This window comes from Lysinibacillus sp. FSL R7-0073 (assembly GCF_038009065.1).
GTDB classification, from domain to species: Bacteria; Bacillota; Bacilli; order Bacillales_A; family Planococcaceae; genus Lysinibacillus; species Lysinibacillus fusiformis.
In genome coordinates this window covers 2,558,666-2,571,820 of the sequence record NZ_JBBPAS010000001.1, presented here as the reverse complement: position 1 = coordinate 2,571,820, position 13,155 = coordinate 2,558,666, and the positions used below count along the sequence as shown (strand labels likewise).

General features: G+C 39.6%; 12 protein-coding genes. All 12 read left to right on the top strand.

Going from position 1 to position 13,155, the window contains the following annotated elements; translation table 11 throughout:
- Positions 1–53 precede the first annotated feature (53 nt).
- Positions 54–3,242 (top strand): BTAD domain-containing putative transcriptional regulator, encoded by a 3,189-nt coding sequence (locus MKY88_RS12685; protein WP_340813834.1) that lies wholly within the window; start codon positions 54–56, stop codon positions 3,240–3,242.
- A gap of 82 nt (positions 3,243–3,324) precedes the next feature.
- The gene (locus MKY88_RS12680) at positions 3,325–4,161 is read left to right on the top strand and encodes an alpha/beta fold hydrolase (RefSeq protein WP_193832129.1); all 837 of its coding nucleotides are present in this window, start codon (positions 3,325–3,327) and stop codon (positions 4,159–4,161) included.
- On the top strand, positions 4,154–4,714 hold the full coding sequence (locus MKY88_RS12675; RefSeq protein ID WP_340813833.1) for a GNAT family N-acetyltransferase: 561 nt from the start codon (positions 4,154–4,156) through the stop codon (positions 4,712–4,714). Before MKY88_RS12680 ends, MKY88_RS12675 begins: the two co-directional genes overlap by 8 nt.
- Before the next feature lie 81 nt (positions 4,715–4,795).
- On the top strand, positions 4,796–5,212 hold the full coding sequence (locus MKY88_RS12670) for a GNAT family N-acetyltransferase (protein ID WP_328200707.1): 417 nt from the start codon (positions 4,796–4,798) through the stop codon (positions 5,210–5,212).
- Positions 5,213–5,845: 633 nt separating this feature from the next.
- The gene (locus MKY88_RS12665) at positions 5,846–7,084 is read left to right on the top strand and encodes a substrate-binding domain-containing protein (RefSeq protein WP_340813830.1); all 1,239 of its coding nucleotides are present in this window, start codon (positions 5,846–5,848) and stop codon (positions 7,082–7,084) included.
- Between the two features lie 59 nt (positions 7,085–7,143).
- The gene (locus MKY88_RS12660) at positions 7,144–7,920 is read left to right on the top strand and encodes an ABC transporter ATP-binding protein (RefSeq protein ID WP_328200709.1); all 777 of its coding nucleotides are present in this window, start codon (positions 7,144–7,146) and stop codon (positions 7,918–7,920) included.
- On the top strand, positions 7,895–8,602 hold the full coding sequence (locus tag MKY88_RS12655; RefSeq protein WP_193832125.1) for an ABC transporter ATP-binding protein: 708 nt from the start codon (positions 7,895–7,897) through the stop codon (positions 8,600–8,602). The genes MKY88_RS12660 and MKY88_RS12655 overlap by 26 nt, the downstream gene beginning before the upstream one ends.
- Before the next feature lie 15 nt (positions 8,603–8,617).
- Positions 8,618–9,490, top strand: a complete 873-nt coding sequence (locus tag MKY88_RS12650; protein ID WP_193832124.1) for a branched-chain amino acid ABC transporter permease — start codon at positions 8,618–8,620, stop codon at positions 9,488–9,490.
- Positions 9,487–10,503, top strand: a complete 1,017-nt coding sequence (locus tag MKY88_RS12645; RefSeq protein ID WP_340813829.1) for a branched-chain amino acid ABC transporter permease — start codon at positions 9,487–9,489, stop codon at positions 10,501–10,503. Before MKY88_RS12650 ends, MKY88_RS12645 begins: the two co-directional genes overlap by 4 nt.
- The gene (locus MKY88_RS12640) at positions 10,500–11,504 is read left to right on the top strand and encodes a 3-oxoacyl-ACP synthase (RefSeq protein WP_340813828.1); all 1,005 of its coding nucleotides are present in this window, start codon (positions 10,500–10,502) and stop codon (positions 11,502–11,504) included. Before MKY88_RS12645 ends, MKY88_RS12640 begins: the two co-directional genes overlap by 4 nt.
- Positions 11,505–11,516: 12 nt before the next feature.
- Entirely contained in the window at positions 11,517–12,428 is a 912-nt protein-coding gene (phaZ, locus tag MKY88_RS12635; protein ID WP_340813827.1) for an intracellular short-chain-length polyhydroxyalkanoate depolymerase, read from the top strand.
- A complete protein-coding gene (gene fabG / locus MKY88_RS12630; protein WP_340813826.1) occupies positions 12,412–13,143 on the top strand; it encodes a 3-oxoacyl-ACP reductase FabG in 732 nt (243 codons plus the stop codon). The genes phaZ and fabG overlap by 17 nt, the downstream gene beginning before the upstream one ends.
- Positions 13,144–13,155 lie beyond the last annotated feature (12 nt).

Below are 13,155 nucleotides of genomic sequence, written 5' to 3'. Positions count from 1 at the left end.
AATTTAATAATCAGAATTTTTGTAACCTTACACAAACGGAGGTTATCGTTTACATGACAGATATTATCATACAATCCAAATGTATAGCACCAAATCCATCCAATCATTGTATTAATCGAGCGGCGCTTATGAGAACTTTAAAAAAAAGCCATCAGCATACATGCACATTTATTCATAGTGGAGCAGGGTATGGCAAGACGACCATCCTCACTCAATTTCTTTACCACGAATCTCGACGTTTTTCTTGGTACAATATTTCCGATGAGGATGATACGATTTTACCCTTTTTAACGCATCTTATTTTCAGTGTACAGCGAATTGTGCCTAATTTTGGTCAGACATTTGATACATGGGATCAATTATCTCGCTTTCCGAAAATGGAGGAGCTCAATCGCTGGTATAAACTATTTGTCAATGGCTTATGTAACATAGATAAGCCTCTCCTGATTGTTCTAGATGACTATCATCTCGTCGATCATGTATTTCACATAAATTATTTAATGGAGAAAATTATTGAGTTTGCGCCGCCAACTGTTCATTTCATTATTGCCTCAAGAACATTACTCAATTGGGATATTACGAGGAAATTAAAGCTACAAAAAAAATTACTTGTTATCACAGAGAACGAGCTAGCATTTTCAAACGAGGAGATTGCCGTATTTTTTGAAGAATATGTAGATGTGCATTTATCTAGCTCTGAAATCGCAAAGATTTTAGAAATGACGGAAGGCTGGGCTATTAGTATTTCTTTATTAGCAGAGCAATGGCATCATACTCCTTTAGATCATTGGCTAACCATTCCGACAAATGATCTCTTCCGTTATTTGTCGGAAGAAGTTTATAGTACGATGACATCCACTGAGCAAGAAATCATCTTAAAATTAGCGATTTTCCCAACCTTTTCAGCGAAATTATTAGAGGATTTTTATGGCTCTGAACTTGCACAAATGTTGAATCCATTCACGCAACGCCACGTCTTTATTCAGCCCGCTACAACAGATGGTATTTATCGATTCCACGCGTTGTTTAGTCGTTTTTTAGAAATAAAATGGCAACAGTATCCGAGTCAATATAATGACCTTCATCAACAAGCAGCGTTGTTTTATGTGGATCAACATAATGTTCAAGCAGCCCTTTATCATGCCTTTAAAACAAATGATCATGAATTTTGTGGAGAGCTCTTACAGCATCATGCAGAGCCATTAATTCGAGCTGGTCAATTTGAATGGTTGATAGAAAAAATTAATCGCTTTACCGTACAAGAAAAAACAAAATTTTATAAATTATATTATTTTGAGGGAGAATGCCATCGTTACCGTGCTTTTTATGAAAAAGCTAAGCAATGCTATGAGAAATGTGCAACCATTGCACAGCAGCAGCGGGATGATGTTTATTTGACAAAAGCACAAGCAGGATTAGCCCATATTTACTTAGACACGATTCAACCAGCATTGGCAGAACCTCATTTAGAAAAAGCTTTAGAGCTCGCCAAATATACTCCCTTACCGAAGACGGAATTAGTAGAGCTCCAACGTCAATATGCTGAAAATTTAGTGAATTTAGGGAAGGCAAACGGGGCACAATTATTTATCGATGATGTGGCTTTACCAGAGGAGGTCGTACAACGGGCAAATGTCGATGTACGTGTCTTATTGCGCACAGGGCAATTGCAAGAGGCAAAAGAATTATTAGGAAAACGTCTTGAATTACCACCTCAGCTAGTCGCAACTCATCGTGAAAGTGAATTGTTAGCAGCTTTTGTTTATACATTGTTAGGGGAAGGAAAAGATGCTTGGTATGCAGCCCAGCATGGTATTCAAAGGGGTTTACGTGAAAAGTCAGTCTTCATTGAGGCTGTTGGCTATATTAGAAAAGCTCATGCTTTGTTATTAATGGAATACCCAGATTATCAAGGGGCGTGTCATGCCTATGAAAAAGCACTGACATTAATGAATACGATTAATATCTCCCGGGTTAAGGCAGAACCATATATGGGACTGGCCATTGTCAAACATATGCTAGGGGATATGGAAGCTGCTAAGAAATATTTAGCGCTTGGCTTACAGGAAACAGAACAGGTCCAAGATGCTTGGATGACGGCGCTAATTCTCATAGCAGAGGTTAAAATCATTGTTTCCCAGCAAGAAACGGCACAAGCGAAGGAGTTGCTAATAAAAGCTCAGCAATTATTTCAAGAATGTGGTGATCGTAATGGGTTGATGCATGTTTTATTTTATCAATCCGTGATTGCCTTTCAAGAGAAGTCAATCGATCAATTTCAATCTTCTTTTCAACAGTTCGCACAATTGTGCATGACAAATGGCTATTATTATTTTCTGCAAAAGAAAATGATACTTGGTCCAAGCAATCATATGATTTTTTATGAGCTATTGCAGTACAGTCAACAATGTAGAGGGGAAGAGCATGCAGCCATCGTTGGGTTGCGACAATTTTTACAGGCGGAAGAGAGTATGAGCTATTCGCATGACGAAATTCAGCTCCATCTTTTTGGGAGTGTAAGCCTAATAAGGGGACAACGAAAGCTTGAAGATAAAGAGTGGCAGCGTGATAAGGCAAAGGAGTTATTCGTGTATTTGTATTGTCATCGGCATCGCTTTACACCGAAGGAAGAAATTGCTCAAGCATTATGGCCTGAACGGAGCGTTGAGTCCTTGGATCGAGATTTTAAAGTGGTTTTGAATACCTTACTAAAAGTACTGGAACCACAACGACATGCCAGACAGGATAGCCTTTTTATTCAGCGAAAAAATAATATGTATCAGTTACAGCATATCTCTTTTCTTCAAATTGACGTAGAACGCTTTCATTATTACTTCCATTTAGGCATGGAGGAATTTGATCCAGAGCTGTCCAATGAATGGCTACAATTAGCTCTCGCGAGTTATACGGACGCATTATATGCGGAAAAAAAACAACTAGACTGGCTAACACAGGATCGCGAAAAACTACAGTATTTATATATTGAGGTACTTGAACGCCTCGCCCAAAACGCTACAAGACAGCAACAGTATAAAAAGACCATTGGCTACGCGGAGAGGATGCTTCGAGAGGACCCGTTATGGGAGGAAGGGTATCGTCTGCTCATGTATAGTCATTACCAACTTCAAAACCGTTCACTAGCCTTGAAATGGTATGAAAAATGCGTCCAACAATTACAGCAGGAATTGAACACTACCCCAATGGAATCAACAATGGCTGTTTATGATTTGATTATGGGGTAGAGAATGTTTATTCATTGTTGGGGACTAATGATTCAAACAAGAAAGAAACTTTATTTTAGACCATATATTCGGAGGTACAACAATGCCATTTTGTCAGACTAGTAAAGCAAATATTTACTTTGAAATAATCGGATCAGGAATACCTATTATTATGTTACACGGTTTTACGCCTGATCATCGGTTAATGAAGGGCTGTATGGAGCCGATTTTTTTAGAGCAAGAGGGATGGAAACGTATCTATTTTGACCTTCCTGGGATGGGAAAGACTACGAACTATTCATCGATTCAGAACTCAGATGAAATGTTAGAAGTGGTCAATGAATTTATACAAGCGCTGATTCCCGATGAATCCTACCTGCTGGTGGGTGAATCTTATGGAGGCTATTTAGCGCGTGGTATTATGCGAAAGTCAGCGGAGCGGCTTTTAGGGGCTGCCTTTATTTGTCCTCTTATTATTCCAGAAAAGGAGCAACGTACAGTGCCAGAACATTGTGTTGTGACATCAGATTATGCCTTTTTAGCAACATTAAGCCAGCAGGAGCTAGAAGATTTTCAGTCGAATCAAGTTGTTCTGGATGCTTATAATTGGAAGCGATATACAACAGAGGTCCTAGTAGGATGTAGTATAGCAGATCATGCATTTTTAGATAAAATTCAGCAAAGTTACGGCTTTTCTTTTGCTGTGGATGAACAGTCCTTTGCTAAACCATCCCTCTTCCTATTAGGCAAACAGGATTCCGTTGTTGGCTATGAGGATGCCTTTACAATTTTAAAAAAATTTCCTAGAGCAACCTTCGCAATACTAGATATCGCTGGTCATAATTTGCAAATTGAACAACCTGAATTGTTTACTAATTTAATGAGTGAATGGTTGAATCGAGTAGAGGCAGAACAAAGGAGGCATAATCAAAATGATTAAAAATAATGACTTAATACTAGCAAGTGACATGGTCATTTTACGAGAATTCATGGAACATGACTGGGCAGATGTTCATCAATATGCCTCACAAGAAATTGTCTGTCAATATCAAATATGGGGGCCGAATACAGAGGAGGATTCTAAAGAGTTTATTCATGATGTACTGGAAGAAGCAAAGCTGACGCCAAGAGAAAGATATGTTTTTGCCATTATTTATCATGGAAAGCTAATAGGTGCGGTAGAGATTATGATGAGGGATTTTATAAACAAGGTCGGAGAAATTGGGTACATCGTAAACCCTGATTACTGGGGAAAAGGGATAGCAACGGAAAGTGCTAAATTAGTCATAACTTTCGGTTTTGAAACATTAAAGCTCCATCGCATCTATGCAACATGCGACCCAAGAAATATTGGATCATTCAAAGTGTTGGAGAAAATAGGGATGACAAAAGAAGGAATTCTGCGCGAAAATTTGTTAATGAAGAATGGTGTTTGGCGAGATTCATTATTGTATAGCGTATTAAAACAGGAATGGTCAAAAATAGTTAGCTAAAAGCTAAATCGATGATTGGAGGTCAACAAATGACTATTAAACTATCGATAGGATATGCTATCTGAATGGGGGAGCTAGTAGTTGTTACTATATAAAAACAATCTAGAGGATATTTCATCTGATATGTTAAAGGGCTTTTTTGTAGATTGGCCGCATCCACCAAGCCCAGAAACGCACTTAAAGCTAATGGAAAATAGCAGCAAAGTCGTCGTTGCTCTTAATGAACAATCCAATCAAATAGTTGGATTTATAACAGCCATTAGTGATGGAGTTTTATCTGCCTATATACCATTTCTTGAAGTGCTTCCAGCATATAAAAGTAAAGGTATTGGCAAGGAATTAATCAATAGAATGCTTATTGAGCTTCAACATATTTACATGATTGATCTATGTTGTGACGATGACTTAGTTCCTTTATATGAGAAATTTGGGATGATGAAATCCAATGGCATGCTCATTAGAAATTACAGCATGCAGTCGGGAATTTCGAATGAATAGCTCCAAAATATATAAGACAAAAATGTTGTCCTTTCAACGTTTTTGTCTTCCTTTTTATCTGATTGAATTAAATACTCGCTACAAATCTTTTAACACGTATAAATTTTTCATAAACAATTCCATAACGTAGATAGGAATAGTAGTCCAATTTTGATAGACTCAAGGAATTGAAACTTCTTCCAAATTACTAATTTTTTCCGATACCAATTTCATTTTATTAATGTAGTTTATTAACTTAGTGATATCTTTTTTCGTTCCTACTGTATATTTTTCCATTTTGTTGGATTGGAATACGGGAAAAATGATGAATGCATACCGACAAATAGAAGGTCAGCCATAAATATGATTTCATGTATGATCATTATGGAAATGACTGTTAATTACCCAAGAGACAGGTTTATTCGTAATATTTTCTGCATTATTTCTTTTATCCCTAGCTGCTTGTTGTGTGTTTAATGAAAATAATTGTTTTGTCCCTGTCGTTGCGCTACGCTTCACTTTCGGGACAGAAAAATGCTCTGCACAAAAAGTGCAGAGCATTTTTTGTAACTAATTTGTAACTGGACTTATATATAGTGAGGTCATAGCAACGAAAGCGCTTTCTTGGGAGATAATTTTGAAGGGGGATATGGGATGAGGAAGCATTGGTATTGGTTTCTTTTAGTGATGGTAGCTGTGTTGTTGGTGGCTTGTGGCGAAAAGGATACAAAGGAAGAGGTTGCGGATGCAGACACTTCTGATGGTGAGACGAAGGCTGTTACGGCCGAAGGGGGAACGATTAGGATTGGGGTGCTTGCTTCGTTAACAGGGGCACTTGAGTCTTATGGGAAACAGACGCAGCGTGGGTTTGATTTAGGGGTAGAGTATGCCACTGGCGGTACGATGGAGGTCAATGGGAAAAAAATTGAGATTGTTTATGAGGATACGGAGACGAAGCCTGAGGTTGCTGTACAAAAGGCCACAAAGCTATTAGAGGATGATCAGGTTGATTTTCTAGTAGGGTCGTCGAGCTCTGGTGATACGCTGGCTGTCCTTCCGCTTGCAGAGGAGTATGAAAAAATTATGGTTGTGGAGCCTGCGGTAGCAGATAGTATTACAGGTTCAGAATTTAATGAATATATTTTCCGTACAGGACGTAATTCATCACAGGATGCGTATGCGGCGGCGGCAGCTATTGCGGGAGATGGTGTGAAGATTGCAACGTTTGCGCCAGATTATTCGTTTGGATGGGACGGTGTGGATGCATTTAAGACAGCTGCAGAGAAGTTGGGAGCAGAAATTGTGCTAGAGGAGTATGCTGATCCAGCCGCAACAGACTTTACGTCGAATCTGCAAAAGGTGATTGATGCCAAGCCTGATTATTTATTTGTCGTATGGGCAGGGGCAAATTCTCCTTGGAATCAAATTGCTGATCTTAAAATTCAAGAAAAAGGCATTAAAATTTCTACGGGTGCGCCTGATATTATTGCGCTTCAATTTATGAATCCATTAGTTGGAATGGAAGGCTTCTCCGTGTATTATCATACGTTACCGCAAAATGATGTGAATAAATGGTTAGTGGAGGAGCATCAAAAACGTTTCAATGAGGTACCGGATTTATTTACACCTGGAGGTATGTCCGCAGCCATTTCGATTGTGGAGGCATTGAAGAAATCCGATGGGGATGCCGATGCTAATAAGCTAATTGATGTGATGGAAGGGATGTCATTTGAGACACCGAAAGGTACGATGACATTCCGTGAAGAGGATCACCAAGCCCTTCAATCTATGTATTCAATTCGATTAGAAAATCAAGACGGTGTGGATTACCCAGTACCAGTCCTTATTCGTGAGCTGAGTCCTGAGGAAACAGCACCACCTGTTATGAATTAGCTTATGAGAGGCAGAAATTCTGTCTCTCTACATAACTAGTAGAAGGGAAGGGAGTAGAGATGGAGCCTATATTACGCACTGATAATTTAACAATCCGTTTTGGTGGGCATACAGCTGTGGATGGTGTCAATTTTCAAATGCCTGAAAAGCATCTGAAGTCCATTATTGGACCGAATGGGGCAGGTAAAACAACGTTCTTTAATTTAATTAGTGGTGAATTAAGGCCAACTGCGGGTGATGTTTATTTTAAGGGGCAATCATTGGCACAAAAGTCAGCCATTGAAAGAACACGTATGGGTTTAGGTCGATCCTTTCAAATTACGAATGTCTTTCCAAACTTAACGGTTTTAGAAAATGTCCGTTTAGCTGTGCAGTCTAAGGAAAAAATCCGTTATCAGCTATTTCGACACTACAAAAACTATAGGGCGATCACTGAAAAAGCGGAAGAGCTATTAGCACTTGTGTTACTAGATAATAAACGCGATGCCCTTACAACGATGCTTTCACATGGGGAGAAAAGAAAGCTTGAGATTGCTATGCTGCTTGCGTTAGATACGGAAATTCTGTTACTTGATGAACCAACTGCTGGCATGTCTTTAGAGGAAGTACCAACCATTTTAGAAGTGATTCGCACAATAAAACAGCAAGGGAATAAAACCATTTTGCTCATTGAACACAAAATGGACATGATTTTAGATTTATCGGATTCGATAATGGTGTTGTTTAATGGTCAATTATTAGCAGACGGATCACCTGAGGAAATCATGAATAATGACACCGTACAACATGCATATTTGGGGGGGCTGTACGATGAACACCTTACTTACACTAAATGAGGTTCATACGCATATCGGCCAATATCACATCTTACAGGGCGTGAATTTTGAAGCGAAGGAGGGGCAGGTGACAGTATTGCTAGGTCGTAATGGTGCAGGCAAAACGACAACGCTGAAAACGATCATGGGCTTAACACCTGCCACAAAGGGAGAAATCGCCTTTCGCTCTCACTCTATTAAAAGAAGTCCCACTTACAAGGTAGCCAAATTAGGGATAGGCTATGTTCCAGAAAATCAAGGGATTTTTGCTGATTTATCGGTAGAGGAGAATATGAAGGTAGCGATGCGTAAGGAGGATACAGTGACGTTAGAGCGACAGCAATATGTGCTTGAGCTTTTTCCTGACTTAAAGAAATTTTGGAAGAAGGCTGGTGGCCATTTATCAGGTGGCCAAAAGCAAATGCTGTCAATGGCAAGAGCTTTTATCAATGATAGTCCATTAATTTTGATTGATGAACCTTCGAAAGGGCTAGCTCCGATAGTCGTTGAAAAGGTGATGGAGGCCATTGTGGAAATGAAAAAGAAAACGTCCATTGTTCTTGTGGAACAAAACTTTATGATGGCTAGCCGAATCGGTGATACTTATACATTAATTGATGATGGCAGAACTGTACATTCAGGCAATATGCAGGAACTTATTGATAATGAAGAACTAAAACGCAAGTATTTGGGAATTGGATAAAGGGGGTGACCATCATTGGAGCTGTTCGTCAATTTAATCATTAATGGCTTGGCAACAGGCATGCTGATATTTCTACTAGCGGCTGGCTTGACGTTAATTTTCGGCTTAATGGATGTGTTAAACTTTGCGCATGGTGGGTTATTCGTTTGGGGAGCTTATGCGGGAATCTTCACTTATATGTATACGGAGAGTTTCATTGTAGGGATTATTGGTGCTATTTTAACGGGGGCATTGCTAGGATTTATCACAGAGAAATTAATTATCACACCTGTTTACGGCAATCATATTCAGCAAATTTTAATAACGTTAGGATTGATGCTTGTTTTGCAGGAGCTAATTAAAGTAGTCTTTGGCCCGAATGGAGTTGCCGTGAAAACACCAAGTTATTTAGCTGGTAGCTGGGAAATTGGTGACATTATTATTATCAAATATCGTTTATTTATTATTATTATTGGATTTGTGATTTTTGGGATTTTCCAATATATGCTGAAGCGCACGAAGATTGGTTTAATTGTTCGGGCAGGCGTTCAAGACAAGGAAATGGCGCAGGCTCTTGGTATTCATATTAAACGCGTGTTTTTATATGTTTTCATGGTCGGTGCGGCACTTGCAGCACTAAGTGGCATGTTGATGGCTCCCTATTCAGGGGTAATCTATGCGGAAATGGGGATGGAATACGCTATTTTAGGCTTTATTGTGGTAGTCATTGGTGGAATGGGCAGTTTTTCAGGTTCTTTGCTGGCGGCTATTTTAGTAGGGCTTGCAGGTAGCTTTATGGCTTATTATGTGCCTGTGCTATCACTCGCAGTCAATATGATATTAATGGCAATTGTATTAATCTTCCGCCCACAAGGACTGTTTGCGTTGCGAAAGGAGCGAACATCATGAAGCCAAAAATTACCTTACCCCATATCGCCTTTTTCCTATTATTCGCGATTTTTCTCATACTTCCTTTCGTCAATGATTCAAGGACATTACTTATTTTATTAACGCAAATTTTCATTTTTGGGATATTAGCAATGAGCTATGATATTTTACTAGGCTATACAGGAATCGTGTCGTTTGGGCATGCCATGTTTTTTGGTATCGGTGCCTATACAACAGCGGTAATGCTCAAACAAATGGAAAATACAATGTTTATTTTTGTCCTGTCCATAGTAATCGGCATGCTGTTAGCAGGACTTGTTAGCTTCTTAGTAGGGTTACTGACACTTCGTTTAAAAAGTCATTTCTTTGCTATGCTGACATTAGCCTTTTCAGGATTATTTTTGGTACTAGCCGAAAAATGGCGCACGGTTACTTACGGCAATGATGGCTTTACATTTCGAGCACCAGATATGTTTAGAGATCGTATGACGTTCTATTTTTTTGTTCTCGGGAGCCTAGTCCTTATCTTTTTAGCCCTTTATCGCTTCGTTAACTCTCCGACAGGTCGAATTTTAATTGCCGTTCGGGAAAATGAGCAACGGACGAAATCATTAGGCTATAACACATTGCACTATAAAGTCATCGCTTCAGTTGTGGCAGGCATAGTGGCGAGCTTCGCCGGTTCATTATATGCCGTATCCTTACGCTTTGTTAATACAAGTGTGATGACGATGGATATTACACTCGATGCTTTATTAATGACTATTATTGGTGGAGTCGGCACTTTAGTGGGACCATTATTAGGGGCAGCGGTCATTGAATATGCTCAGCACACTTTATCTGGGTTGGCACGAGATTATCCTATTTTTGAACGTTGGATTATTTTCTTTGGAATTCTCTATATTTTAGCAGTGATCTTTTTCCCAAAGGGCATTATTGGTACACTTCGCTTGCTAATATGGAAATGGCGAGGAAAAGTAAAAAACAGAAAAACACAAGTTGCCCTGCCGCAGGAAAAGGAGCGATTTGAATGACAGTAGGTATTGTCAGTACAGGTATTTATCTACCACAAAACAGAATGTCATCGAGCGAAATTGCGGAACTTTCCAATATTCCAGAGGATATTATCCGTCAAAAAATGGGCATTCATGAAAAACCGATTCCTGGAGAGCATGATCATACAGTGCAAATGGGGATATGGGCAGCACAGGATGCTCTTAAAAAAGCACATATAGAGCCGAAAGATATTGATGTTGTTATTTATATGGGAGAGGAGCATAAGGAATATCCTTTATGGACAGCCTCCATCAAAATGCAAGAAGAGATTGGTGCGGTCAATGCGTGGGCATTTGATGTGCAATTACGTTGTGGCACGACGATTATGGCGCTGAAGGTCGCAAAAAGTTTAATGGCTTCTGACGACACGATAAACACAATTCTCATCGCTGGTGGTTATCGCAATGTTGATTTTATCAATTATCGCAATCCACGAACACGCTTTATGTACAATTTGGCTGCTGGTGGGGGCGCAATGCTGTTACAAAAAAACTATCCAAAAAATCAGCTGTTTGAGGCGGATATCATGACAGATGGTACCTTTTCTGAGGATGTCGTCGTTCCTGTTGGTGGCACGAAAACGCCATTAACACCCTATCATTTAACAGAACATTTATATCAGTTGGATGTTCTAGATCCGATTGGCATGAAAGAACGGTTAGAACAGAAATCTTTAAGCAATTTTTTGAAGGTCATTCGCAGCTCTTTATCGAAAAGTGGATATAGTGAAGAGAATTTAAATTACTTAGCGATGCTGCATATGAAAAGGTCCGCGCATGATTATATTTTAACGGAGCTTAGTCTGCAGCCCGAGCAATCTATTTATTTACAAGACTATGGGCATATTGGTCAGATTGATCAAATATTGTCCTTACAGCTTGCCTTGGAACAAAATCGTATAAAAACTGGCAATATTGTTACTTTGGTTAGTGCAGGCATTGGCTATGTATGGGGGGCTATTACGATACGTTGGGGATAAGGGGGAATTGGAATGTTAAAAACGGTTCAGTTAGCAAATGGGGAAACGATGGCCTATCGAAAACGTTCGGGTGGAGGGTATCCTTTAGTGCTGGTTCATGGGAATATGACCTCCTCTAAGCATTGGGACGTATTGATAGATGCTTTAGACGACAAATTTACGATTTATGCGATTGATTTACGAGGTTTTGGTGGATCTTCTTACCATCAACCTATTGCATCCATCAGAGATTTTAGTGAGGATGTTAAATTATTTGTGGATGCACTAAAATTACAAACCTTTGATATGATTGGCTGGTCAACGGGTGGAGCAGTCTGTCTACAGTTTGCCGCCAATTATCCAGGCTATTGTCAACGACTGATTTTACTAGCATCTGCTTCCACACGTGGCTATCCATTTTACACGGATTTAGGAACGGGTAACCCTGCATCCTTCAAAAGAGCTTACAGCTATGAAGAAGTACTTGTGGATACATCGAAAACGAAGCTTGTACAGGGTTTCTATCATACGAAAAATAGAGAAGGCTTACAGTCATTGTGGAATTCATTAATTTATACCCATCAACAGCCGAGCAAGGAAAAATATGAAGAATATGTTGAGGATATGCTGACACAGCGAAATTTAGCTGAAGTTTATCATGCACTGAATACTTTTAATATAAGTGCTGTTGATCATGAGGTGGCTAAAGGGACACGGGAAGCCTTACTTATTAATATTCCCATTTTAGTATTAAGAGGAGATCGTGATTTAGTCATTACGGAGGAAATGAATGCAGAATTGCTTCAGGATTTAGGCAAAGAGGCTCAATTTGTGAGCTTAAAAGATTGTGGGCACTCGCCATTGGTGGATGATGTCGCACAGCTGACAGCTGAAATTGAGACCTTTTTAGAAATTGGAGGGGGAAATTATGCGCTTAAACAATAAAGTCTCTATTATTACAGGTGCCGCAAATGGAATTGGTTATGCGGCTGCTGAGCGTTTTATAGAAGAAGGGGCGGTTGTTATTATAGCTGACTATGATAACGACGCGGGGAATGCTGCAGCACAACGATTAGGTGAAAAGGCAACATTTATACAAGTGGATATAGCGAATCGGGAGAGCGTAAAACAATTAGTGGCAACCGTCATTGAACAGGTAGGATGTATCGATATTTTAGTGAATAATGCAGGGATTACAAGAGACGCAATGCTAACAAAGATGACGGAGGATCAATTTCAACAAGTGTTAGATGTGAATTTGACAGGCGTTTTTCACTGTACACAGGAAGTCATTCCTCATATGGTTGCGGCTGGGGGTGGCAAAATTATTAATACATCCTCTGTAAGTGGTGTTTATGGCAATGTTGGTCAAACGAATTATGCAGCCACAAAAGCGGCGATTGTAGGTATGACCAAAACATGGGCAAAGGAATTAGGTCGGAAAGGGATCAATGTCAATGCGGTTGCTCCTGGCTTTACAGAAACCGATATGGTAAAGAAAATGCCTGAAAATATCCTTGCTCAAATGCGATCCATCGTCCCATTGCAGCGTTTAGGCACACCACGCGATATTGCTAATGCTTACTTGTTTTTAGCATCTGATGAAGCCGCTTACGTCCATGGTCATACGCTTCATGTGGATGGCGCCATTATGATGTGACGGGAGGTTTAC

Bases quoted from the DNA above. Each gene is read 5' to 3' on its own strand.
- MKY88_RS12665 (WP_340813830.1), top strand. From the start codon at position 5,846: ATGAGGAAGCATTGGTATTGGTTTCTTTTAGTGATGGTAGCTGTGTTG.
- fabG (WP_340813826.1), top strand. From the start codon at position 12,412: ATGCGCTTAAACAATAAAGTCTCTATTATTACAGGTGCCGCAAATGGA.
- MKY88_RS12675 (WP_340813833.1), top strand. From the start codon at position 4,154: ATGATTAAAAATAATGACTTAATACTAGCAAGTGACATGGTCATTTTA.
- MKY88_RS12685 (WP_340813834.1), top strand. From the start codon at position 54: ATGACAGATATTATCATACAATCCAAATGTATAGCACCAAATCCATCC.
- MKY88_RS12660 (WP_328200709.1), top strand. From the start codon at position 7,144: ATGGAGCCTATATTACGCACTGATAATTTAACAATCCGTTTTGGTGGG.
- MKY88_RS12655 (WP_193832125.1), top strand. From the start codon at position 7,895: ATGAACACCTTACTTACACTAAATGAGGTTCATACGCATATCGGCCAA.
- MKY88_RS12680 (WP_193832129.1), top strand. From the start codon at position 3,325: ATGCCATTTTGTCAGACTAGTAAAGCAAATATTTACTTTGAAATAATC.
- phaZ (WP_340813827.1), top strand. From the start codon at position 11,517: ATGTTAAAAACGGTTCAGTTAGCAAATGGGGAAACGATGGCCTATCGA.
- MKY88_RS12640 (WP_340813828.1), top strand. From the start codon at position 10,500: ATGACAGTAGGTATTGTCAGTACAGGTATTTATCTACCACAAAACAGA.
- MKY88_RS12645 (WP_340813829.1), top strand. From the start codon at position 9,487: ATGAAGCCAAAAATTACCTTACCCCATATCGCCTTTTTCCTATTATTC.